Source organism: Mycobacterium sp. NS-7484 (genome assembly GCF_001953975.1).
Lineage (GTDB): Bacteria > Actinomycetota > Actinomycetes > Mycobacteriales > Mycobacteriaceae > Mycobacterium.
In genome coordinates, this window is sequence record NZ_MBEJ01000143.1 from 1 (window position 1) to 22,306 (window position 22,306).

20 protein-coding genes and 1 pseudogene are annotated in these 22,306 nt (G+C 68.1%); 4 read left to right on the forward strand and 17 right to left on the reverse strand.

The window, feature by feature from the left end:
- The 9 genes and pseudogenes from aroB to A5733_RS26670 all read right to left on the reverse strand — a co-directional run.
- The coding region (gene aroB, locus A5733_RS26630) for a 3-dehydroquinate synthase (protein WP_076242255.1) at positions 1–1,085 on the reverse strand (1,085 nt) is incomplete at its 3' end.
- Positions 1,086–1,299: 214 nt separating this feature from the next.
- Positions 1,300–1,806, reverse strand: a pseudogene (locus tag A5733_RS26635) (shikimate kinase); the annotation flags it as partial.
- Entirely contained in the window at positions 1,806–3,014 is a 1,209-nt protein-coding gene (aroC, locus tag A5733_RS26640) for a chorismate synthase (protein ID WP_076242268.1), read from the reverse strand. The gene aroC and the pseudogene A5733_RS26635, both read right to left, overlap by 1 nt.
- A gap of 69 nt (positions 3,015–3,083) precedes the next feature.
- Entirely contained in the window at positions 3,084–3,509 is a 426-nt protein-coding gene (locus A5733_RS26645; RefSeq protein ID WP_076242257.1) for an A24 family peptidase, read from the reverse strand.
- Positions 3,510–3,518: 9 nt separating this feature from the next.
- Complete coding sequence (locus A5733_RS26650) at positions 3,519–4,325, reverse strand: shikimate dehydrogenase (protein ID WP_083666477.1); 807 nt, start codon at positions 4,323–4,325, stop codon at positions 3,519–3,521.
- Positions 4,315–5,559 carry an endolytic transglycosylase MltG gene (gene mltG / locus A5733_RS26655; protein WP_076242259.1) on the reverse strand — a complete coding sequence of 415 codons (1,245 nt, stop codon included), beginning with the start codon at positions 5,557–5,559 and terminating at the stop codon, positions 4,315–4,317. The genes A5733_RS26650 and mltG overlap by 11 nt, the downstream gene beginning before the upstream one ends.
- Positions 5,552–6,070: a Holliday junction resolvase RuvX gene (gene ruvX, locus A5733_RS26660; RefSeq protein ID WP_076242260.1), complete on the reverse strand. Its 519-nt coding sequence runs from the start codon at positions 6,068–6,070 to the stop codon at positions 5,552–5,554. Before ruvX ends, mltG begins: the two co-directional genes overlap by 8 nt.
- A gap of 4 nt (positions 6,071–6,074) precedes the next feature.
- Positions 6,075–8,765, reverse strand: a complete 2,691-nt coding sequence (alaS, locus tag A5733_RS26665; protein WP_076242269.1) for an alanine--tRNA ligase — start codon at positions 8,763–8,765, stop codon at positions 6,075–6,077.
- Positions 8,766–8,873: 108 nt separating this feature from the next.
- Complete coding sequence (locus A5733_RS26670; protein ID WP_076242261.1) at positions 8,874–9,275, reverse strand: secondary thiamine-phosphate synthase enzyme YjbQ; 402 nt, start codon at positions 9,273–9,275, stop codon at positions 8,874–8,876.
- Positions 9,276–9,391: 116 nt separating this feature from the next.
- On the opposite strand from A5733_RS26670, the gene A5733_RS26675 reads away from it, so the two are divergent.
- Together A5733_RS26675 and A5733_RS26680 are read left to right on the forward strand one after the other, a co-directional pair.
- A complete protein-coding gene (locus A5733_RS26675) occupies positions 9,392–10,012 on the forward strand; it encodes an antibiotic biosynthesis monooxygenase (RefSeq protein ID WP_076242270.1) in 621 nt (206 codons plus the stop codon).
- A gap of 89 nt (positions 10,013–10,101) precedes the next feature.
- The gene (locus tag A5733_RS26680; protein WP_067771283.1) at positions 10,102–10,386 is read left to right on the forward strand and encodes a GlsB/YeaQ/YmgE family stress response membrane protein; all 285 of its coding nucleotides are present in this window, start codon (positions 10,102–10,104) and stop codon (positions 10,384–10,386) included.
- A gap of 66 nt (positions 10,387–10,452) precedes the next feature.
- Here A5733_RS26680 and A5733_RS26685 read toward each other — a convergent pair whose 3' ends face one another.
- The 5 genes from A5733_RS26685 to A5733_RS26705 form a co-directional block, all read right to left on the reverse strand.
- Positions 10,453–11,829, reverse strand: a complete 1,377-nt coding sequence (locus tag A5733_RS26685; protein ID WP_076242262.1) for a replication-associated recombination protein A — start codon at positions 11,827–11,829, stop codon at positions 10,453–10,455.
- 30 nt (positions 11,830–11,859) lie between these two features.
- Complete coding sequence (locus A5733_RS26690; protein WP_076242263.1) at positions 11,860–12,693, reverse strand: DUF3097 domain-containing protein; 834 nt, start codon at positions 12,691–12,693, stop codon at positions 11,860–11,862.
- 83 nt (positions 12,694–12,776) lie between these two features.
- Entirely contained in the window at positions 12,777–13,805 is a 1,029-nt protein-coding gene (locus A5733_RS26695) for a putative zinc-binding metallopeptidase (RefSeq protein WP_076242264.1), read from the reverse strand.
- Positions 13,798–14,727 carry a transglutaminase family protein gene (locus tag A5733_RS26700; RefSeq protein WP_076242265.1) on the reverse strand — a complete coding sequence of 310 codons (930 nt, stop codon included), beginning with the start codon at positions 14,725–14,727 and terminating at the stop codon, positions 13,798–13,800. Before A5733_RS26700 ends, A5733_RS26695 begins: the two co-directional genes overlap by 8 nt.
- Entirely contained in the window at positions 14,724–17,324 is a 2,601-nt protein-coding gene (locus tag A5733_RS26705; protein WP_076242266.1) for a circularly permuted type 2 ATP-grasp protein, read from the reverse strand. The genes A5733_RS26700 and A5733_RS26705 overlap by 4 nt, the downstream gene beginning before the upstream one ends.
- 131 nt (positions 17,325–17,455) lie before the next feature.
- Between A5733_RS26705 and A5733_RS26710 the strand changes: the two genes are divergently transcribed.
- Entirely contained in the window at positions 17,456–18,172 is a 717-nt protein-coding gene (locus A5733_RS26710; RefSeq protein ID WP_076242271.1) for a GAP family protein, read from the forward strand.
- Here the strand turns inward: A5733_RS26710 and A5733_RS26715 are convergent.
- The 3 genes from A5733_RS26715 to A5733_RS26725 are packed head-to-tail and all read right to left on the reverse strand — an operon-like array spanning position 18,159 to position 20,936.
- Positions 18,159–19,088, reverse strand: a complete 930-nt coding sequence (locus A5733_RS26715) for a DUF389 domain-containing protein (protein ID WP_067771295.1) — start codon at positions 19,086–19,088, stop codon at positions 18,159–18,161. The genes A5733_RS26710 and A5733_RS26715 overlap by 14 nt on opposite strands.
- A gap of 19 nt (positions 19,089–19,107) precedes the next feature.
- Complete coding sequence (locus tag A5733_RS26720; protein ID WP_076242267.1) at positions 19,108–20,451, reverse strand: DUF4253 domain-containing protein; 1,344 nt, start codon at positions 20,449–20,451, stop codon at positions 19,108–19,110.
- Complete coding sequence (locus tag A5733_RS26725) at positions 20,448–20,936, reverse strand: helix-turn-helix domain-containing protein (protein ID WP_231965746.1); 489 nt, start codon at positions 20,934–20,936, stop codon at positions 20,448–20,450. The genes A5733_RS26720 and A5733_RS26725 overlap by 4 nt, the downstream gene beginning before the upstream one ends.
- A gap of 81 nt (positions 20,937–21,017) precedes the next feature.
- On the opposite strand from A5733_RS26725, the gene A5733_RS26730 reads away from it, so the two are divergent.
- Positions 21,018–22,205 (forward strand): thiolase family protein, encoded by a 1,188-nt coding sequence (locus A5733_RS26730; protein WP_076242272.1) that lies wholly within the window; start codon positions 21,018–21,020, stop codon positions 22,203–22,205.
- The last annotated feature ends 101 nt before the right edge of the window (positions 22,206–22,306 follow it).

Consider the following 22,306-nt stretch of genomic DNA (forward strand, 5'->3'; position numbering starts at 1 on the left):
GGCCTGAGCGCCCGCGCCACTTCTGCGTAGGCGGCCGCCAGCAGTGAGGGGTCCGGCCCTTCCAGACGGCCCGGTTTGGCCAGCCCGTCGAGCACGACGAACCGCAACACACCCGAGCGGTTCTTCTTGTCGCCGGCCATGTAGTCCAGCAATTGGGGCAGCGCGTCGCCGTCGTAGGTGACGGGCAGCCCCAGCGCGGTGAGCACCTTTCGGTGCCGGTCTGCGGTCTCGTCGTCGAGACGTCCGGCCAACCGGCCCAATTCGGCGGCGAAGACCAGGCCCACCGACACCGCGGCGCCGTGACGCCACTTGTACCGCTCGCGACGCTCGATCGCGTGCGCCAGGGTGTGCCCGTAGTTGAGGATCTCGCGCAGCTGCGATTCTTTTTCGTCGGCAGCAACCACCTCGGCCTTGACCGCGATCGCGCGGCGGATGAGCTCGGGCAGCACCGTCCCGGACGGATCGAGTGCGGCTTGAGGATCGGCCTCGATGAGGTCGAGGATCACCGGATCGGCGATGAAACCGGCCTTCACGATCTCGGCCATACCCGCGATGATCTCGTTGCGCGGCAACGTTTCCAAGGTGGCAAGATCCACCAGCACGGCGGCCGGCTGATGGAACGCCCCGACGAGGTTCTTGCCGGCGTCGGTGTTGATCCCGGTCTTGCCACCGACCGCCGCGTCGACCATCCCCAGCAGGGTGGTGGGCACGTGCACGATGTCGACGCCGCGCAACCAGGTGGCCGCGGCAAAGCCGGCGACATCGGTGGCCGCTCCCCCGCCCAAGCTGACGACGGCGTCTTTACGACCGATGCCGATGCGCCCCAACACTTCCCAGATGAAACCGACGACGGGCAGCTCCTTGCCCGCCTCGGCATCCGGGATCTCGATGCGGTGGGCCTCAATTCCCTTGTCGGCCAGGTGTTGTCGCACTGCCTCAGCGGTCTCGGTGAGCACCGGCTGGTGCAGAATCGCCACCTTGTGGCGGCCCTCGAGTGTGCTGCCGAGTTCACCGAGCAGGCCGGTCCCGATGATGACCGGGTAGGGCCGATCCACCAGTACTTCGACGATTACCGGGTCAGTCATCATGTCGCTCCGCGTTGCGAGCGGCCAGGGCCGCGGGGGTGGGTATGGCGGTAGAGCCAGGGTTGGAAGAGCTGGTTGCGGCCTTGTCGTCCTTGGTCTCGGAAGCGGACGAGGCTCCCGAGGCGACCCCGCGCCGCCACGGCGGACGCCGCCGGCGCCGCTTGGCCGCGCGCGACGTCTGGGCCTGCTGCTTCTGGGGTTGTTTCTGGACCGGGGGGTTTTCCAACCGCGTGACGATGGTGCGCACCACCGCGCCCGGATTGCGCCGGTTGGTGTTGATCCGCATGGTCGCCACCCGACGGTAGAGCGGCACCCGCTCCGACATCAGGGCGCGGTACTTCTCGGCCCGGTCCGGGCCGGCCAGCAGCGGCCGAACCGTGGAACCCCCGGTGCGGCGCACACCTTCGGCCGCGCTGATCTCCAGATACACCACGGTGTGCCCGGCCAGTGCCGAACGCACGCCGGGGGTGGTGACCGCACCGCCGCCGAGCGACAGCACGCCATCGTGGGTGGCCAGTGCCGAGCGGATGACCTCTTCCTCGATCCGGCGGAACTCCGCCTCGCCGTCGGTGGCGAAGATGTCGGCGATGGTGCGGCCGGTGGTCTCCTCGATCGCGGCGTCGGTATCGAGCATGGTCAGGTCCAGCGCTTTGGCCAGCCGGCGGCCGATGGTCGACTTGCCCGAACCCGGCAGGCCGATCAATACCGCCTTGGGCGCCATCAGCCCAGGGCCTGCGCCGCCGGCTCGCGCTCGGAGACAGCCCGCAGGTAGGCGTCGATGTTGGTGCGGGTCTCGGCCAGCGAGTCCCCGCCGAACTTCTCCAGCACCGCGCGGGCCACGACCAGCGCCACCATCGTCTCCACCACGACCCCGGCGGCGGGGACGGCGCACACGTCCGAACGCTGATGGATGGCGACGGCCTCCTCCCCGGTGGCCATGTCGACGGTGGCCAGTGCCCGGGGCACGGTCGAGATCGGCTTCATCGCCGCGCGCACCCGCAGCGGCTGACCGTTGGTCATGCCGCCTTCCAGCCCGCCGGCCCGGTTGGTCGACCGGAGCACACCGTCGGGACCGGGGTACATCTCGTCGTGGGCCACGCTGCCGCGACGGCGCGCGGTCTCGAAACCGTCGCCGATCTCGACACCCTTGATGGCCTGGATGCCCATCACCGCGGCAGCCAGTTGGCTGTCGAGACGGTTGTCGCCGCTGGTGAACGAGCCCAGCCCGATCGGCAGCCCCTCGACCACGACCTCGACCACGCCGCCGAGGGTGTCGCCGTCCTTCTTGGCGTCCTCGATCTGGGCGATCATCGATGCCTCGGCCACCTCGTCGAACGCGCGGACCGGGCTGGCGTCGATCTTCTCCAGATCGGAGAACTGCGGGGGCGGGCCGTCATAGGGCTCCGACGCGCCGATGGAGATGACATGGGAGACCACCTCGACACCGAGCGCGGCACGCAGGAAAGAGCGCGCCACGGTGCCTGCCGCCACCCGTGCGGCCGTCTCGCGGGCGCTGGCGCGTTCCAGCACCGGCCGGGCGTCGTCGAAGCCGTATTTGAGCATGCCCGCGTAGTCGGCATGGCCCGGCCGGGGACGGGTCAGCGGGGCGTTGCGTGCTGCATCTTTTTCGGCGAGGAGGCCTGGGTCGACCGGGTCCGGCGCCATCACGGTTTCCCACTTGGGCCATTCGGTGTTGCCGATCTCGATCGCGATCGGCCCGCCCAGGGTGGTGCCGTGACGGACCCCGGCCAGCATGGTGACCTGATCCTGTTCGAACTTCATCCGCGCGCCCCGCCCATATCCGAGGCGACGGCGCTTGAGCTGCGCGGCGATGTCCTCGGATGTGATGGGGACGCCGGCAACCATCCCCTCGAGCATGGCCACCAGGGCGCGGCCGTGAGATTCACCTGCTGTGGTCCAACGCAACACGGCTGTCATTCTCCCACGTCGGGGTTTGCCTGCTGAAATCCGTGGTCGTCGCGGCCCAACGCTCGACGGTCAGAGCAGCACCAGGGCCACTGCGGCCGCCGTGGCCGCACACATCGACGGCCCGTGCGGCACGGTCCGGATTCCGTGCACGGCCGCACCCAGTGCCAGCCCCGCAGTGAACATCGGCGCGGCCAATGCCGCCAACAGCCACACGTCGATCCCGAAGGTGCCACTGAGCGCGCCAAGGCCGACCGCGAGTTTGACGTCGCCGCCGCCCATCGCCCGCGGCGCGAGCAGGTGCACGACCAGATACAGCGACGCCAGAGCCACCGCACCGGTCAGGGCGGCGACCCCATGGCCGGACGCCGCCGCGCCTGCGAGAACCAATGCGGCGCCCGGCAGCGTCAACCAGTTGGGCAGCCGCCGTTCGGCGATGTCGTAGCCACTGAGCGCCAATAGCCAGCCGGCCGCAATCACGGTTACCCCGACCCCCATCCACCGAGGCTAAGCCCCGAGCAGCGCAGCCCTCATCGCCTCTTTGGGGGCCGGCATCCCGGTGAACTGCTCCACCTGGGCGAACGCCTGGTTCAACAGCATCTCCAACCCGTTGATCGCCTCGCCGCCGACTGCCTCGACAGCCGCGGCCAGCGGTGTCGGCCACGGGTCGTAGATGGCGTCGAGCACTCTGGGCACCCCGGCCAGGGTGCGAGCATGGCCCGCCGCGGCGTCGGCCGGAATCGTGCTGACCGCAGCGTCGGCGCCGGCCGCCACGTCGGCCAGCGCGGCGTCGTTGATGTCGCACCAGCTGCTCTCGGCGCCACACCGGCCGGCCAGATCCACCAAACGAGCGGCCTTGGCCTCGTCGCGGGCCACGATGACGATCTGCTGTACACCGAGCTCAGCCAGGGCGACCACCGCGGCCGGAGCGGTGCCACCGGAGCCGATCACCAGTGCCGAGTTCCCGGCCGTGCCTAGTGCCCCGACGACGCCGTCGACGTCGGTGTTGTCCGCCCGCCAGCCCCCCGAGGGCATCTGGACCAGCGTGTTGGCCGAACCGACCAGATCGGCACGGTCGGTGCGCTGATCGGCGAATTCCAGGGCCGCGAACTTGCCCGGCATGGTCACCGACAGCCCGACCCATTCCGGGCCGAGATCGCCGACGAACCCGGGAAGTTGTTCGGCCGTGCACTCGATGCGCTCGTATGTCCACTCCGGCAAACCCAGGGCGCGGTAAGCGGCCAGATGCAGTTGCGGCGATCGCGAGTGGGCGATCGGCGAGCCGAGAACTGCGGCCCGGCGCCTATCTGGCACTGTCGAGGACACCGTTGTGTTGGGCCTGTTCGATGTTGGCCAGGTGTTGTTCGTAGTCCCGGGTGAACAACGTCGTGCCCTGCATGTCGATGGTCACGAAGTACAGCCAGTCCCCGGCCGCCGGATGCTCGGCCGCGGCGAGCGCGTCGGTGCCCGGCGAGCAGATCGGGGTCTGCGGAAGGCCTTGGCGCATATAGGTGTTCCACGGGGTGACCTGAGCCCGGTCGTCGTCGGTGGTGGCGACTTCCTGGCGGTCCAGCGGGTAGTTCACCGTCGAGTCGAACTCCAGCTTGCGTTGTTCGGCCAGCCGGTTGTAGATCACCCGGGCCACCTTGTCGAAGTCCTGGGGTTTGGCTTCGCGCTGTACCAGGGATCCGACGGTGAGGATCTGGTAGGGCGACAGTTGCATGGCCGCCGCGGTGTCGAGCAGGCCGCTCTGGGTGTAGACGGCGGCGCTGCCCGCGATCAGGGTGGACAGAATGTCCTGCGCGGAGCCGGCCGGGTCGACGTTCCAGGTGCCCGGCGCGATCAAGCCCTCGAGCCGCCGATGGTCGTTGGGCATCGCGGCGACCGGGCCGCTGGCCCAGTCCGGTACCGCCAGCGCGGCCGCCGGTGCCGACTGGGCGGCCGCCCGCAACGCGTCGACCGGTACGCAGCGCTTCTTACCGTCGAGCTCGACGCACGAGGCGTGCGAGATCAGGGTGAAGATGCCTTCGGTGACGGCATTGGTCTTGACGTCGGCGATGTCGTCGAGCTGGCGTCCCTCCGGGATCGTCAGCTTACCCACGCGGCTCTGCGGATCGGCAAGGCGCTCAACGGCATTCGACGCGGGGATCTCGGTCCGCACCTTGTAGAAGCCTGGCTGTATCGCCGAGATCGCCTCGTTCTTGTGGGCCGCCTCGACGAATGCCTTCACGGTGGCGACCACCTTGTGGTCCTGCAGGGTCTTGGCGATGGCCGTCGTGGAGTCACCGTCGTGTACCTGGATGACCACGTCGGCCACGCCGTCACCCGCGTAGTCGTTGGCGCTTCCGGACATGCCGTGCCACAGCTTGGATCCCAGGAATACCGCACCGATGAGCACCACGATGAGCGCCGCCAGCGACAGACCGCGGGTGGCACGTCGCTTGCGGTCATTGCGGGCCTTGCGGGCCCGCTGGGCGGGGCTCATCCCGCGGCGCGGAGGGCCCACCGCCTCGGGCTCCGCCTTGTCGGCACCCCACTTCTCAGCCATCCATGCCCTCTCCGCGTGCGGCCAGTGCCGCCCGCCGCTGATCGAGCCAGCTCTGCAGAATGCCAACCGCAGCGGCCTGGTCGATCATCGCCTTCTGTCCCCTTGCCCGTACCCCCGCTTCGCGCAACGACCGTTGTGCCGACACAGTAGTGAGGCGTTCGTCGGCCAGCCGCACCGGTATTGGGTCGATGCGCCGGGTCAGCTCGTCGGCCAGCGCGATCGCATCGACGGCCGAGGTGCCGGCCCGATCGGCGAGCGTGCGGGGTAACCCGACGACGACCTCGACAGCCTCGTACTCACCGATCAGTGCCACGAGTCTGCGTAGGTGTTTGCCTGAGCGGTCCCGCTTGTCCCGCTGCACCGTTTCCACCGGTGTGGCCAGGATCCCGTCGGGATCACAGCTGGCAACGCCGATCCGCACGGTGCCGACGTCGATGCCGATGCGCCGGCCGCGTCCTGGGTCGTCGTCCCCCGGACGGTCCGGCTGCCGGTCTGCGACCGTCTCGGACACGAAGTCAGCCTCGGCCGATCTCGGCGCGCAGCGCGGCCAATGCCGCGTCGATGCCCGCCGCCCCCTTACCCGAACCTTGTGCCATGTCCGCCTTGCCGCCCCCACGGCCGTTGACCGCCGCACCGAACGGCTTGACCAGTTCGTTGGCCCGCAGTCCCAGATCCTGGGCGGCCGGATTGACCGCCACCACGAAGGGCACCGAGTCGTTCTCCCCCTCGGCGATCAGCGCCACCACGGCCGGGTCGGCGCCGAGCTTGCCCTTGATATCCCCGACCAGGCTGCGCAGATCCCCTGCCGACATGCCGCCGGCCATGCGCTGCGCCACCAACCGCACCTTGCCGACGGTCTCGGCGCCGGCCGCCGCATTCGCCGCAGCGGCGCGGGCATTGGCCAGCCGGACCTTGTCCAGTTCCTTCTCGGCCGCCTTGAGCCGCTCCACCAGGTTGGCCACGCGGGCCGGCACCTCTTCCGAGGGCACCTTGAGTGACGAGGCCAGGCCTGCCATCAACGCGCGTTCCTTGGCCAGGTGCCGGAACGATTCGAGGCCGACGTAGGCCTCGACGCGGCGCACGCCGGAGCCGACCGACGATTCTCCGAGGATCGTGACCGGACCGATCTGGGCCGAGTTGTGCACGTGCGTACCGCCGCAGAGCTCCAGTGAGAACGGACCGCCGATCTCGACCACCCGCACCTGATCGGGATAGTTCTCCCCGAACATCGCCATCGCGCCCATGGCCTTCGCCTTGTCCAGCGCGGTGGTGAAGGTGTTGACCTGGTAATCGGCCTCGACGGCTTCGTTGGTCACTTCTTCTATCTGCGTGCGCTGATCGTCGGTGAGTGCGCCCTGCCAGTTGAAGTCGAATCGCAGGTAGCCCGGACGGTTCAGCGAACCGGCCTGGACGGCGCTGGGGCCCAACACCTGTCGCAGTGCGGCGTGCACCATGTGGGTACCGGAGTGCCCCTGGGTGGCGCCGTGACGCCACTTGGGATCCACTGCGGCGACGACGGTGTCACCTTCGACGAATTCGCCGGACTCCACCGACACCCGGTGCGCCCACAGGGTTTTAGCGATCTTCTGCACGTCGGTGACGGCCGCCCTGGCGGTACCCGACGAACCCGTGCCGGAAATCGCGCCCTCGTCGGCGATCTGGCCGCCGGCCTCGGCGTAGAACGGGGTGCGGTCCAGGATCAGCTCGACCCGCTCGGCGTCGACGTCCCCGTGGGTCACCACCGGCACCCGCTTGCCGTCCACGAAAATGCCGAGAATGCGTGCCTCGGTGGACAATTCGTCGAAGCCGGTGAACTCGGTGGGCCCGGCGTCGACCAGCTCGCGGTACGCGGAGAGATCGGTGTGGGCCTGCTTGCGCGCGGCGGCGTCGGCCTTGGCGCGTTGCCGCTGCTCGGCCATCAACGACCGGAAACCCTGCTCGTCCACGGACAGGCCGGCTTCGGCCGCCATCTCCAGGGTGAGGTCGATCGGGAAGCCGTAGGTGTCGTGCAGGGTGAACGCGTCACTGCCCGACAACACCGTGGCACCGGACTTCTTGGTCGCGGCCGCGGCGTCGTCGAACAACCGCGAACCCGAGGCCAGGGTGCGGTTGAACGCCGTTTCCTCGGCCACCGCGATGCGGTTGATGCGGTCGAAGTCGGTGACCAGCTCGGGATAGGCGGGGCCCATGGCGTCGCGCACGGTGGCCATCAGCTCGGCCATGATCGGCTGCTCGACACCGAGCAGCTTGGCGGCGCGGATGATCCGTCGCAGCAGCCGCCGCAGCACATAGCCGCGGCCCTCGTTCCCGGGGCTGACGCCGTCGCCGATGATGATCGCCGCGGTGCGGGTGTGGTCGGCGATGATGCGGTAGCGCACATCGTCCTCGTGGCTGCCCTGGCCGTACCCGCGTGGTGCCACGGCCGCGACCGCGTCGATCACCGGCCGCAGCAGGTCGGTCTCGTAGACGTTGTCCACGCCTTGCAGCAGACAGGCCACGCGCTCGACGCCCATGCCGGTGTCGATGTTCTTGCGCGGCAGCGGGCCGAGGATCTCGTAGTCCTCTTTCGAGGTGCCTTCGCCCCGTTCGTTCTGCATGAACACGAGGTTCCAGATCTCGATGTAGCGGTCCTCGTTGGCGACCGGGCCGCCGTCGACGCCGTACTCGGGACCGCGGTCGTAGTAGATCTCCGAGGACGGTCCGCAGGGGCCGGGGATGCCCATGGACCAGTAGTTGTCGGCCATACCGCGGCGCTGGATGCGCTCGGCGGGCAGCCCGGCCACTTCCTGCCACAGCTCGATCGCCTCGTCGTCGTCCAGATAGACCGTTGCCCAGAGCTTTTCCGGGTCGAATCCGTAGCCGCCCTCGGATACCGGGTTGGTCAGAAGACTCCAGGCCAGCTCGATGGCGCCCTTCTTGAAATAGTCGCCGAAGCTGAAGTTGCCGGCCATCTGGAAGAAGGTGTTGTGCCGGGTGGTGATGCCCACCTCGTCGATATCGGGCGTGCGGATGCACTTCTGCACGCTGACGGCCCGGTTCCAGGGCGGGGTCCGCGCACCGAGGAAGTAGGGCACGAACTGGACCATGCCGGCATTGACGAACAGCAGGTTGGGGTCGTCGAGGATCACCGAGGCGCTGGGCACCTCAGTGTGACCCGCCTTCACGTAGTGATCGAGGAAGCGCTTCCTGATCTCGTGGGTCTGCACGTCGTCTCTGTCCTCGTGTTCGTGGGTGGCCGGCGTTGCGTGGGCAACCACCGGTTCGACCGCTTCACATTACCGTTGCGCGCGTTCGCCCCGAAAAGGCGACGAGCGTCACGCCCCCAGGAAGCTCAGCCGCACCGAACGCTGTGGGTTGTCGCGGTTGAGGTCCACCAGCACCACGCTCTGCCAGGTGCCCAGCAGCACACGGCCCGACTTCACCGGCACCGTCACCGAGGGAGACACCAGGACAGGCAGCACGTGATCGGCGCCGTGGCCGAACGAGCCGTGGCTGTGCCGGTAGCGGTCGTCGCGCGGCACCAGCCGTTCCAGCGTGTCGACCAGATCCTTGTCCGACCCGGCGCCGGTCTCGATGATCGCCACGCCCGCGGTGGCGTGCGGGACGAACACGTTGCACAGGCCGTCGTCGTGCGCGCCGCAGAACTCGCGCACCGCGTCGGTCAGATCGACGATGCGCCGCTGCGAGGTGTCCACGTCGATGACGTCGGTGTCCATGCGTTCAGCGTACGAGCCGCATGCGTATCCCATTGCCACCCGGGACGCAGCGGAGGAGGGTGGGAGTGGAACCGGTGGCGCCACCGGGGCGCCACCCTGGCAGGAAGGGGTGGATCGTGTTCGCACGTTCAACCACGATCGCCGCGCGCACCCAGGCACTCAACGCCGGTATCGCCCACGTCCGCGACGAGGTGATGCCCGCCCTGGACGCCGTGGACGGCTGTGTCGGCCTGTCGTTGCTGGTGGACCGGGAATCGGGTGAGTGTGTCCTGACCACGGCCTGGCGGTCCGAGCAGTCCATGCACGCCAGCGCCGCGGCAGTGGCTCCGATGCGTCATCGGCTGGTCGAGATTTTCGCCGGTACCGCGACCATCGACGAATGGGAAATCGCGATGGTGCACCGCGAGCAGTACTCCGCACCGGGCGCTTGCGTGCGGGCCACCTGGCTGCGGACTCGCCCCGAGCTGTTCGACCGGGCCGTGGAGTTCTACCGGAGTTCTGTGCTGCCGGCGATGGAAGAGCTCGACGGCTTCTGTAGCGCCAGCCTGATGCTCGACCGCTCCTCCGGGCGAGCGGTGTCCACGGCCACCTTCGACAGTGCCGAGGCGATGGACCGCAACAGAGACGAGGCCCGGTCACTGCGCACGGCCCGGTTGCGGGATCTGAGTGCCGAGCAACTCAACGTCGGTGAGTACGAATTGGTACTGGCGCACCTGCGAGTTCCCGAGATGGCCTGAACGAGAACGAGTCCAGAATTGACGGCGCCGTTTGAGCGCTGACAGTCCCGGGTATCTCCGTTCCAGTCCAACACAGCTCTGGAGGAGAAATGACCATCACCGGCATCATCAGCGCGATCCTGATCGGCATCGTCGTCGGCCTGATCGGCCGGCTGATCGTCCCCGGCAGGCAACCCATCGGTTTTCTGGTGACGATCCTGGTCGGCATCGTGTCGGCCTTCATCGGCAGTGCGATCGCCCGTGCGCTCGGCATCCCGACGATGACCAGCGGGATCGACTGGCTCGAATTGCTGGTTCAGGTCATCGTCGCCGCCATCGGTGTGGCGCTGGTGTCGGCGTTCATGGGACGCCGGCGGACCGGTCTGCTGCGCTGACCACCTAGCCCACGCACCACGGCCCCGGTTTGAATTCTCAACCGGGGCCGTGGTTTTCGTTTGCGCTCAGCGCCGGATGCGACGGATTATGGCGCGCAGTTTGTCGACCCGGGACAGGAGTTCGCGCTCGAACCCGCGTCCGGTCGGCTGGTAATAGTCCACGCCCACCAGTTCGTCCGGTGGATACTGTTGCGGCACAACCCCGTCGGGATGGTCATGGGCGTATTTGTAGCCCACGGCGTTGCCGAGTTTCTGGGCACCCGAATAGTGGCCGTCACGCAGATGCGGGGGCACCAGGCCGGCCTTCCCGGCCCGGACGTCGCTCATCGCTGCCCCGAGAGCGGTGGTCACCGCATTGGACTTGGGCGCCGTCGCCAGATGAACCGTCGCATGCGCGAGTGTCAGTTGCGCCTCGGGCATTCCGATCAGTTGCACGGTCTGGGCGGCGGCCACCGCAATCTGCAGCGCGGTGGGATCGGCCATCCCGATGTCCTCGCTGGCCAGGATCATCAGTCGACGCGCGACAAAGCGCGGATCCTCCCCCGCCACCAGCATCCGGGCCAGGTAGTGCAATGCCGCGTCGACGTCGGACCCGCGCACCGATTTGATGAAGGCGCTGATCACGTCGTAGTGCTGATCGCCGTCGCGGTCGTAGCGCACCGCGGCCTTGTCCAACGACTGTTCGATGACGTCCACGGTGATCACGCCGCCGGGGCCGCCGGCCGTTTCTGCGGCCACCTCCAGGGCGGTCAGGGCCCGGCGGGCATCGCCGGAAGACAGCCGCACCAACAGGTCGACGGCCTCGTCGTCGGCCTGCACTGCCCCGCCCAGACCGCGCGGGTCGGCCAGCGCCCGGCGCACCACGGTGCCGATGTCCTCGGCGCTCAGCGGCTGCAGCTGCAGGATCAGCGAGCGTGACAGCAGCGGCGCCACCACCGAGAACGACGGGTTCTCCGTGGTGGCCGCCACCAACAGCACGACGCGGTTCTCCACGGCCGCCAGCAAGGCGTCCTGCTGGGTCTTGGAGAAGCGGTGCACCTCGTCGATGAACAGCACCGTCTGTTCACCGTGCAGGAGCGCCCTCCGCGCGCCATCGATGACCGCACGGACCTCTTTCACCCCGGCGCTCAGCGCCGAAAGCGCCTCGAAGCGACGACCGGTGGCCTGCGAGATGAGCGAGGCGAGGGTGGTCTTGCCGGTGCCGGGCGGGCCGTAGAGGATCACCGACGCCGCGCCGGACCCCTCCACCAGCCGACGCAGCGGCGACCCGGCCTTCAGCAGGTGGGACTGCCCGACGACCTCGTCGAGATCGGCGGGACGCATCCGCACCGCCAGCGGCGCCGACGAGCGCTCGCGCGAGGAGCCGACCGACCCCGAAGCAGGAGGCGCGCCCGGACCCGCGGGTGCGGGTTCACCTGGCACGTCGAACAAACTGTCAGGCACGTCTTCTGCTTACCACGCCGCCATGACCGACTATTCCGGCGCGGTGACGAAGTCGATCAGTTCCTCGACCCGCCCGATCAGTGCGGGCTCAAGATCGTTCCAGTCCCGGACCCGACTCCGGATCTTCTGCCAGGCCCCGGCGATGTCGGCCTGATCCCGGTGTGGCCAACCGAGCGCCGCACAGATGCCGTGTTTCCACTCCACATTCCGCGGAATGGTGGGCCAGGCCTTCATCCCGAGCCGGGCCGGTTTCACGGCCTGCCAGATGTCGACGAAGGGGTGTCCGACCACCAGGGTGTGCGCACCGCCGGGGCCGCGTCGGACCGCCTCGGCGATACGCGCCTCCTTCGACCCGGTGACCAGGTGATCGACGAGGACTCCCAGCCGCCGGCCGGGCCCGGGTGCGAATTCCGCGACGATGTCGGCCAGGTCGTCGACGCCGCCGAGGTATTCGACGACGACGCCTTCGATGCGCAGATCGGCTCCCCAGACCTGCTCGACGAGCTCGGCGTCGTGCCGGCCCTCCACATAGATCCGGCTGGCCAGTGCCACCCTGGCTTTGGCGTTCGGCACCGCGACCGATCCGGACGCCGTGCGCGCCGGCGCCGCCGAACGCTTGGGCACGACGAGGCTCACCGGCTTGCCGTCGAGCAGGAAACCCGGCCCCATCGGGAACGTCCGCACCTTGCCGCGGCGGTCCTCCAGTTCGACCCGACCGCCTTCGATGCGGACCACCGCTCCCACATAACCGCTATGGGCGTCCTCCACGACGAGGCCCTTCTCGGCGGGCTGTTCCTTCGAACGGGTCATCTTGGGGGTGTGCGGGTTTCGGGCCAACACGTCGGAGCCATAGCGATCAGTCACGCGGCGATCCTAGGAAGACGTTGCGGCCGGGCCTGGTTGCGACATTCGATCGTGACCGTGCTGTCACTTTCTGGGCGGGGAGCCTACGACGTGGTCTCGTCGATGACCGTGTGCACGAACCGCATCTTCTCCAGCACCGCGGGCGCCAGCACGAAGGGGTACAGATCGCTGTGACCCATCGACCGGTTCACCATGTTCAACGCCCACGCCAGCGGGAGCCACATGTCGATGATGGTGTCGAAGCCGCTGGGCCCGAGCACCCGCCGTTCGAATGTGGCTCCGGCGGGGGCGAATCCGAAGGCCGCCGAGGTATCCAGAGTGTCGCGGATGTGCAGGTAGTGCGCGAAGGTCTCGGCCCAGTCCTCGGCGGGGTGCATGGTGGCGTAGGACGAGACGTAATCGTCCTCCCAACCCGGCGGGGGCCCCTGGTCGTAGTGCCGGTCCAGGGCGGCCTGATAGTCGGCGTCAGCGTCCCCGAACAGCACGCTGAACCGGTCCCGGTAGTCCGGTGACGCTTCGACCAGGCGGTAGTAGTAGTAGTAATGCCCGATCTCGTGACGGAAGTGACCGAGCAGGGTGCGGTAGGGCTCGTCCATCGCGATGCGCAACTGCTCGCGGTGCACGTCGTCGCCTTCGGCGAGATCCAGTGTGATGACGCCGTTCTGATGGCCGGTGAACACCTTCTGGGCCTCGCTGGACAACAGATCGAAAGCCAGCCCGAATTCCGGATCCTCGTCACGACCGACGATCGGCAGCTTGAGCTCGTGCAGTTCGGCGATGAGCCGACGTTTGGCCCGCTCGGCTTCGGCGAACGACGCCAGCGCGGCGGTATCGCCGTCGGCGGGCCGGGTCCGCGTGAGGGTGCACGAAGCACACAATTGGTTGTCGTCGCCGGTGCGTACCAGCCAATTGCATTCCGCCACATGAAGGTTTGCGCACAAACGGTAGTGGTCTTCGTCGACCGCGCCGGCATGGCCGCTGCGCGCAGTATCGGTGATCACCAGCAGCGCCATGTCGTCGAGGGAGAAGCCCAACGCACTGCCGCACGACAGACACAGGGAGTTCTCGAACGCGAGTCGCTGGCCACAGGTCGGGCAGTGGAAATCACGCATGCAGCAAGCCCCCTCGATCCGGCGGACACGGTGCCACGTCGACCGACACTTCGATCACACTACTGTCGGAATCGGTGAAGATGATGCCGCGCAACGGAGGCACGTCGGCGTAGTCGCGGCCGAAACCGGCCACGATGTAGCGCTCGTCGACCAGCTGGTCGTTGGTCGGGTCCAACCCCAGCCACAGATTCTGCGGCGTCCACACCGCCGCCCAGGCGTGCGTGGCATCCACCCCGATCATGCGTTCCTTGCCCGGCGGCGGGTCGGTGGCCAGATAGCCCGAAACATAACCGGCGGCCAACCCGTTGGCCCGCAGGCACGCGATGGCCAGCCGGGCGAAGTCCTGACACACCCCCGCCCGGGCTGCCAGCACCTCGGCCACCTGGGTGGACACCGTGGTCGAGCCCGACCGGTAGGTGAAGTCGGAGTAGATCCTCGAGGTCAGGTCGCGCAGTACCTCGATCAGCGGTCGTCCGGGAACGAAACTGGGCGCGGCGTATTCGCGCACCACCTCGGTGATCTCCGGCGGCGACAGGTCGAGGGTGAACTCGGCGGCCAGGGCGCCGTCCCCGCCGACCGGACGGGCCAGCTCCCACGGCGCCCTGGCCGAGGAGCCGGAATAGTATTCGGGCCCAAATGGATCCACTTCGACCACCGAGCTGCTGGTGATGCTCAGGGTGCGGTGCGGTTGGGTGACATGGAAATACGAGCTGATGTTGCCGTACGCGTCGCGGCTGGTGGACCTGTCGGCCGGCCGCGGTTCGATCACGAGCTCGTGCGACCGGCAGCGCTGCCACGCCAGCTCCCGAGGGGTGAGGAAGCCGCGACCGTAGGAGTTGGTGACATCGTCGGAGTATCGATAGACCGTACGGTGGGTGATCTCATAGCAGCGGGTGCCCGCGGCGCCGGTGGTCCCCGTCACGGCACCAACCGCCGCTCATCGGGCCCCCACAGAGGCTGCATGCCGCCGGGCAGGGACAGATGCGCCGCGGTGATGACTGTCGAGAGCTCCCTGAGACCGGCGTGGACGCCGTCGAGCAGATCGGCCAGCTCGACGCGCCTCCCGTTCTCGCCCACCTCCTCGAGATCAGCCGGATCGAGCCGGCGCAACCGGGTGGCCAACTCGTCGGCGAGACGTTCCGAACGCGACGAACCCGACGACCCGGGCAGGGCCTTGAGATGTGCGCGGATGCGCTCCACCTGGTAGATCAGCGACCTCGGGTTCTCCGCGTCGACCAACATCAGTTCGGCGATCGCGGTCACGCTGATGCGGCCCGGATTTCGCCGTCGGTAGATCACCGAGGATTCGCACACCACCAAGACCGACTCGACCACCGCGCGTTCGGCTTCGGCGCCGTGCACTGTCGTGAGGGTGGCGCTCAGCAAGGCGGTCAACCCGAGCCCACGCTCGATGCGCTTGCCGAGATCCATCATCGTCCAACCGATGTCCTGCACCATCGATTCGGCGGCCACGCCCGACAATGCCAGCATTCCGGCCAGGGTTCGGCTGTGTGCGGCGGCCAGGTAAGCCTCCGCCGTCGCCGGCGATCGAGGCCGGGCCGGTGGTTGACCCAGTACCGCACGTTCCACGCCGGCCAGCACCATCCAGGTGTCGTTGGACATCTGGTCACGCACCGAACGGGCCGCTGACCCCAGCCGATCCACCGACTGTGCCAACGAGCCCGGCCGGTGTCGGTCAGCGGTGCTCGCCCACAGTGTGTCGTCGACGTCTCCACTCTCGACACCGGTGATCGTCCCGACGGCGGCCAGCAGCACCGGAACACACTGGCTCTCTTCGAGATCCGGGCGGTACCGGTATTCGTGGTAGCGCTCCCGGGTGACGGTGAGCAGCCGGGCCATGGCCTCGGCACGTTCGCCGTAACGACCGATCCAGAACAGATCCGAGAGCACACGGGGCGAGGTGACGGCCCGCGTCGGACTGGGCGCCGCGGCCGACACAGCCCGTTCGACCGAGAGCGGGGCGTGCTCGACGCCGACCCGCTGGGGCGTGCGGATCCAAACATCTTTGGCAGCAAGGGTGTTCATCCGAAAGGCGGCGTTTCCCGGGGCGACGACATAGCCCAGTCCACCGATCATCGGCGCATACCCGCCACGTTGCGCGACCGTGAACAGGCGCATGCCGACGTTGCCCGAAACCAACCCCTTGGCCCGGTAATTGGTTGGCGCGGTGGAGAATTGCGGCAACTCCTGGCCGATCCAGTTTTCGGGTTCAGCTTCGATTCGTGCCGCCAGCCGTTCCCGGTCCGATCTCGACAGCGTGGGACCGACGATCGTCCGTCCTCCGTTCACCGGACGGATCAGCAGCGACGACAGCTTCGTGAGCAGATGGGAACGCTCGATGTCGATGCCGCCCCAGTACATCGGCAGCGTCGGCAATGTCGGTGTCTCGCCCAGCAACAGTTCGGACAACTGCGGCAGAAACCGTGCCAGTCCAGGGCTTTCCAGGATTCCACTGCCCAGCGTGTTGACCACGGTCACGGCACCGCGGCGCATCACCTCGACCAGGCCCACCACGCCGAGCCGGGAATCAGGACGCAGATCCAGCGGGTCCACGTAATCGGCGTCGACGCGACGCAGCACCACGTCGACTCGTTTGAGGGTGCCCAGCGACCGCATCCACAGGGCGCCGTCGCGTACCACCAGATCGGCGCTTTCCACCAATGGGAAGCCGAGCACGCCGGCCAGGTACGCCTGGTCGAAGGCCGTCTCGGAGTGAATCCCGGGACTGAGCACCACCACGACGGGCTCCACTGCGGCCTCCGGGGCCGCGTCGAGAAGGGCCAGCCGCAGCGCCTGGGCCCACGGTGACGCGGGCCGGGGGCCCACCCTCTCGTAGAGATCCGGTGCGGCATGGGCGATGACGCGTCGGTCGGCCAGTGCGTATCCCGCGCCCGAGGGCGCTTGCGTCCAGTCTGCGTTGACGGCGAAGCCGCCATCGTTGCCCCGGCTGACATCGCACGCATGCAGGAAGAGCTGATGCCGCCCGGGTACCACGAGACCACGGGCGGCGCGCACGTATCCGGGATGGCCGAACAGCAGGGCGGGCGGCAGCACCCCGCTGGTGATCGAGCGGCGGTCCCCGTAGAGGTCGGTGAGCACCGCATCGAGTAGCCGGGAGCGTTGCACCAGGCCCGACTCAAGGGGATCCCAGTCTTCGGCGGAAAGCACCAGCGGCAGCGCATCGAGATGCCACGGGCCTGCCAGCGCAGTGCCATCGTCGTCGGTGACCACCTCGCCGTGCCGGTCTACCTGCAGGTAGGTGATGCCGTCGTTGTCGACCAGCCCACGCACCATCGCGCGTAGCCGGTCCAGGCCGTCGCGGCCCCGATCACCGATGCCGTCGGCCAGCTCCCGCCACGCCGGGCGGACGTCACCGGAGGCGTCGACCATCTCGTCGAATCCGGCGCCGCCGTCTTCGCGCACATCGAACAGCGCACGCTGGGCATGTGACCGGCAATAGCCGGACAACACGCCGTCAGCGTCCGCACCGAGATCCATCAGTGAAGAACGGTACGCACCCCGGGAGTAGCGGTGCGCGGCGACGCGCGGCGCCCGATACGGCCGGAATCGGGTAACGCTGGTTGAATTCAGCGGTGGGGTAATCGAACGAAGGGATGTGGCCGCCGGCGATGTGGAGCACCGTGCTGGTGATGGCCGTCGTGGCGGCGTGCGACCCCCTCAGGATCGGGGTGATCGCCTTCATGCTGTCGCGAAGGCACCCGCTGCGACTATTGCTCCCGTTCTTCCTCGTCGCGTTCACCGCCAATGTCGCCGTGGGTGCAGCGGTGGTGTCCGGATTCAAGAACGCCACCGACGACGGCCCGCACACCATGTCCCCCGCACTTGAGCTCGGTGTCGCCGGGGTGGCGCTGACGATCGCCGTCCTGTCGGCAACCGGCATGTTGGAACGCCTGGTCGACAAGGTGCGCTCACGTCGATCCGTGCCTGTCCCCGTCGGTACTCCCCCGACACCGTCCACCGTGCCGGGACTGTCCCGACTGCCGGCCGGCCTACAGTCCGCTCTGCGCGGCGAGGCGCCCTGGGCGGCGGCGTTACTCGGCCTCATCAACGGTTTTCCGACCCCGTACTACCTGGCCGCCATGGCCGCGGCACTCACCGCGGGCGTCACCGCCGCCGAGCAGATGGCCGCTCTTGTCGTGTTCAACGTGGTGGCCTTTCTCGCGGCGCTCGCGCCGATCATCAGCTTCTGGATCGCCCCAGAAGCCACCCGCTCGGCGGTCGAGCGGATCTACGCCTGGATGAGAATTCACCATCGACTGGTGGTGGCAGTCATCGCCGGCGCGGTCGCGGTGTTCTTTTTCGCGATGGGCCTCAGCCACCTGTGACGGGACGTCGCGACCTGGTGCGACGGTAGACCGCGAGCGTCAGGACACCGGCCAGGGTGATTCCGACGAGGTTGACCACCAACTGCAGGACCGACTCGGCGGCGACATGCCAGTCGCCCACGGTCGCTGCCACCACCGCGAAGCCGGCGGCCGGCACCGTCGTCACCGAGATGAACACGCCCACCAGAGCCGCCGATTTCGACGACACCAGCGACAACATTCCGGCCGCCCCGGCCAGCAGCGCCACCACGAGCGAGAACGGGCCCACCTGGAAGATGAAGTCGACTTGGGTGAGCTCGCTGAAACTCCTCACCTGAACCCACCCCAGGGTTTCGAAGGCCAACACCCCGAGACCGGTGACGATCATGGCCACCGGAAACCCGACCAGCAGCGCCACCCCGGCCTGTCGCGCCAGCGACACGCGGCCTTGGACCAGGGAGACGGCCAACGCGGCCAAGGGTCCGAACTCCGGGCCCACGACCATCGCCCCGACGACGGTCACGGCCGAATCGGTCACCACACCGATCGCCGCGAGCAGGCAGGCGATGCACAGGAACACCAGATACGTCACGCTGAGGCTGGACTCCTCACGTGTCCGAGCGATCAGCTCGTCCCAGATCACCGCGTCGGCTGCATCCCCGTCGGCGACATCCTCGGCGTGGTGGGCCGAGGTGGACAGCACGGTGTCGAGCGGCTCCAGGGTGATGGCGCCGAAGTGATGCACATCGAGGGACTTCAGCCGCTCGACGACGTCGTTGCCGGCTTCTCGGGCGACGTCTGCGGTGATCTCGTCGCCCGCGGGATCGACGGCGGCGCCGGTGTGCACCACGATGTGGGCCACGCCCGGCTCGGCGTGCAGGACGTTGAGGATCGGGTCACGCAGGTCCACCGGCGCGATGACGCGTAAGTGCAGCACGGGCCGAGAGTAACGCCGATCAATCCCACCAGAACGTCCATAGCCGGTCCGTCAATGCGACGGCCAGCGCATCAAGTGAGCCGGTCTGGGTGTTGACGGTGTCGTCGCAGTACAGGTAGGCCTCCAACGCGGCGGTGAGCGCCTCATGCTGGGTGCGCGGCGGCTGGTTGGCCACCAGGACGAGGTATTCGTCGTCGAGGGCCAACACCTCGGTCTGGTGTCGCACCGCCCAGCGGCGCAGGATCGCGGCATGGTCGATGCCCGAGACATCGGAGTTGACCGCACCCGACCACTGAAGCAATCCGGGCACCAGCCAGTCGGCCGGGGTGGGCACCAATGCCAGCCGGGAATACTTGCCGCGGGAATCGAACCGGACGAAGCTCTGTTGCCAGTCCCCCGAATCCAGGACGTCGAACTCACGCCCGTAGCGCGGCACCGGATATTCGGACGTCCGCTCCGCGAACTCGCGTTCCAGCCAGCCCACACCGTTGAATTCCCCTGCCAGAAGCGGGGTTTCGTCGGCTAACCCGTCCATCCCAATCCGGTGCCACGCCAACTCGGTCAGCAGCACCGGCCACAATCCCGTCATCGGAAACTGTGCCCGGACAGCCAGCCAGGCCTCGATGGCCGGGACGCCGGGCGGCACTGGCGTCGACCACATGGGCGCCCGGTGCGCCAACACATCGTCGTGACGTTGCAGCTCCCCCAGATCGACGCCGAGCTCGGCGAGGGCGGCGCCGGGATCTCGCGGCGGCAGCACTGCCGTCAGCGGCGGCATGACCGGGTCAGGCGGAAACGGTGGCACGTCGAGCACCGCGACGTCGGGCTCGGGTTCCGGTTCCGGCAGCAACGGTGGCGGGCCGGCAGATTCCGGCGGGGTCACATTCTGTCCGGTGAGCAGGCGGGCCAAGCCGAGCACATTCGACGCCACCGCCTGGACGCCGGCGTCCTGGACCGCCCACACCGTCGCATCGGTCGACCCCTGGGTGAGGAACGCGACACCGTAGATCGGGACCACCCGGGGTTGACCGGCCAGCGCAGCGCTGGCGATTTTCCATGCCGCGTCACCGCCGGGATTGTCACCCCAGGCCGGGTGCCACAACTCCCCTGTGCGCACGGCGTGCAGCAGCTCGCGCACCGGACGCCCGATATGTGACCGCAGCGTCACCTCGTCGGCGTTTCGCCAGTCCGGCCAGCCGGATCCGATGGGTAAACCGGCCGCCAAGAAGTCACGGTGGTCCGGGTGCAGCCACAGGGAGAACCGGGTTTCGAGCGCGTCGAGTTCCGCTTCGGTGAGTCCGGGTTCGATGCGCCAGCGGCCGTCGTCGGCCAGGATTTTCAGCGCGTCCGCGCCGGTGGTCACGAATGGTCGCGTTCGACGCGGATGACGAGTTCGTCAGACGGTACGAGATGACCTTCTTCACAACGGATTTCGACGCCGGCCAGGGCGCCACACTCGTCATGCGCCAGGCGCAGGCCGGTATCGCCGAGGTGCTTGCGACCCCACTCGAACATGGCCCACACCACCGGCATGAAGTCGGTCCCGGATTCGGTGAGCACGTATTCGTAGCGCTCCCGTTGCCCCGGCTCGCGGTACGGCTTCTTGGCCAGGAGTCCGGCCGCCACCAGGTCTGACAGCCGCGCCGAGGTTGCCGCCTTGGTGATGCCGACGCGACGGGCGAAATCGTCGAACCGGGTGGTGCCGTAGAAGGCCTCGCGCATAATCAACATCGCCGACTTGGTACCGGCGAACGCCATCGTCCTCTCGATCGGGCACCGCCCCACCGCCGACCACGCGTCACGATCGGCCAACTTGCCCTGCAGCATTCCCACGGAATCAAACTCCATACCTGAGTTGTTCTTACTATACCCAGGTGCTATACCTGGGTAGTCATAACAATACTCAGCGTGGAGCATCAGGAGGCCCAGATGAGCGGATACTCAGACCGCGACGCAGTGATCGTCGGAGCGGTCCGCACCCCGATCGGCAAAGGCAAGGCCAACGGCGCCCTGCACGGCGTCCTGCCGGCGGACCTGCTGGCGCACAGCCTGCGCGAGCTCACCACGCGCACCGGCGTCGACCCCGTGTTGGTGGACGACGTGATTGCCGGGGCCGTCACGCAAGTGGGCGACCAGGCGGTGAACGTGGCCCGCAACGCCTTACTGGGCGCAGGCTTTCCCGAGAGCGTGCCCGGCACCACCGTCGACCGCCAATGCGGCAGCAGCCAGCAGGCGATCAGCTTCGCCGCCCAAGGCGTGCTCGCCGGGGCCTACGACATCGTGATCGCCGCAGGGGTGGAGTCCATGTCCCGGGTTCCGATGGGTTCATCGGTACTGCCCGGCAGCGACCCGTTCGGCCTGGCATTCGCCGAACGCTACTCGGACGGGCTTGTGCCCCAAGGGATCAGCGCAGAACTGATCGCGGCCAAGTGGGGCTTCTCCCGTGCCCAGCTCGACGAGTTCTCGGCAGGCAGCCACGAGAAGGCGGCGCGGGCCACCAAGGATGGTCTGTTCGATGCCGAGCTCGCCCCGATCACGGGGCTGAGCACCGACGAGATCATCCGGCCCGGCACCACCGTCGAGACACTCGCCGGACTCAAGCCGGCGTTCTACCACGAGTCGTACGCGGCCCGCTTCCCGCAGATCAACTGGGAGATCACCCCGGGCAACTCGTCACCGCTGTCCGACGGCAGCGCGGCAGTGATGATCACCAGCGGAGCGGCCGCGCGCAAGCTGGGCTTGAAGCCCCTGGCTCGGATCCATACCACCACCGTCGTCGGTTCCGATCCGCTCTACATGTTGACCGGTGTCATCCCGGCGACCGAAAAGGTGTTGGCGCGGGCCGGTTTGACGTTGGCCGACATCGACCTGTTCGAGGTGAACGAGGCGTTCGCGCCGGTGGTGCTGGCCTGGGCGCATGACACGGGTGCGGATCTTGACAAGACCAACGTCAACGGTGGCGCCATCGCGATCGGGCATCCCCTGGGCGCCAGTGGTGCGCGCCTCATGACCACCCTGGTCAACGCCCTGGAGCAGCGCGGCGGCCGCTACGGATTGCAGACCATGTGCGAGGGCGGCGGGATGGCCAATGCCACGGTCATCGAGCGGATTGGCTGAATTGGCCTAGAAGGGTGGCGCTTTGCCGCCTTCGGTGTTGACTCCGCCAGTATCGACAGCGGGTGGGGCGTCGCCGCCTTCGGTGTTGAGTCGGCGTTCGG

Excerpts from the sequence above, each read along its gene's own strand:
- A5733_RS26645 (WP_076242257.1), bottom strand. The coding sequence starts at position 3,509 with ATGGGGGTCGGGGTAACCGTGATTGCGGCCGGCTGGCTATTGGCGCTC.
- mltG (WP_076242259.1), bottom strand. The coding sequence starts at position 5,559 with ATGGCTGAGAAGTGGGGTGCCGACAAGGCGGAGCCCGAGGCGGTGGGC.
- A5733_RS26670 (WP_076242261.1), bottom strand. The coding sequence starts at position 9,275 with ATGGACACCGACGTCATCGACGTGGACACCTCGCAGCGGCGCATCGTC.
- A5733_RS26680 (WP_067771283.1), top strand. The coding sequence starts at position 10,102 with ATGACCATCACCGGCATCATCAGCGCGATCCTGATCGGCATCGTCGTC.
- A5733_RS26695 (WP_076242264.1), bottom strand. The coding sequence starts at position 13,805 with ATGCGTGATTTCCACTGCCCGACCTGTGGCCAGCGACTCGCGTTCGAG.
- A5733_RS26705 (WP_076242266.1), bottom strand. The coding sequence starts at position 17,324 with ATGGATCTCGGTGCGGACGCTGACGGCGTGTTGTCCGGCTATTGCCGG.
- A5733_RS26710 (WP_076242271.1), top strand. The coding sequence starts at position 17,456 with ATGTGGAGCACCGTGCTGGTGATGGCCGTCGTGGCGGCGTGCGACCCC.
- A5733_RS26725 (WP_231965746.1), bottom strand. The coding sequence starts at position 20,936 with ATGGAGTTTGATTCCGTGGGAATGCTGCAGGGCAAGTTGGCCGATCGT.
- A5733_RS26730 (WP_076242272.1), top strand. The coding sequence starts at position 21,018 with ATGAGCGGATACTCAGACCGCGACGCAGTGATCGTCGGAGCGGTCCGC.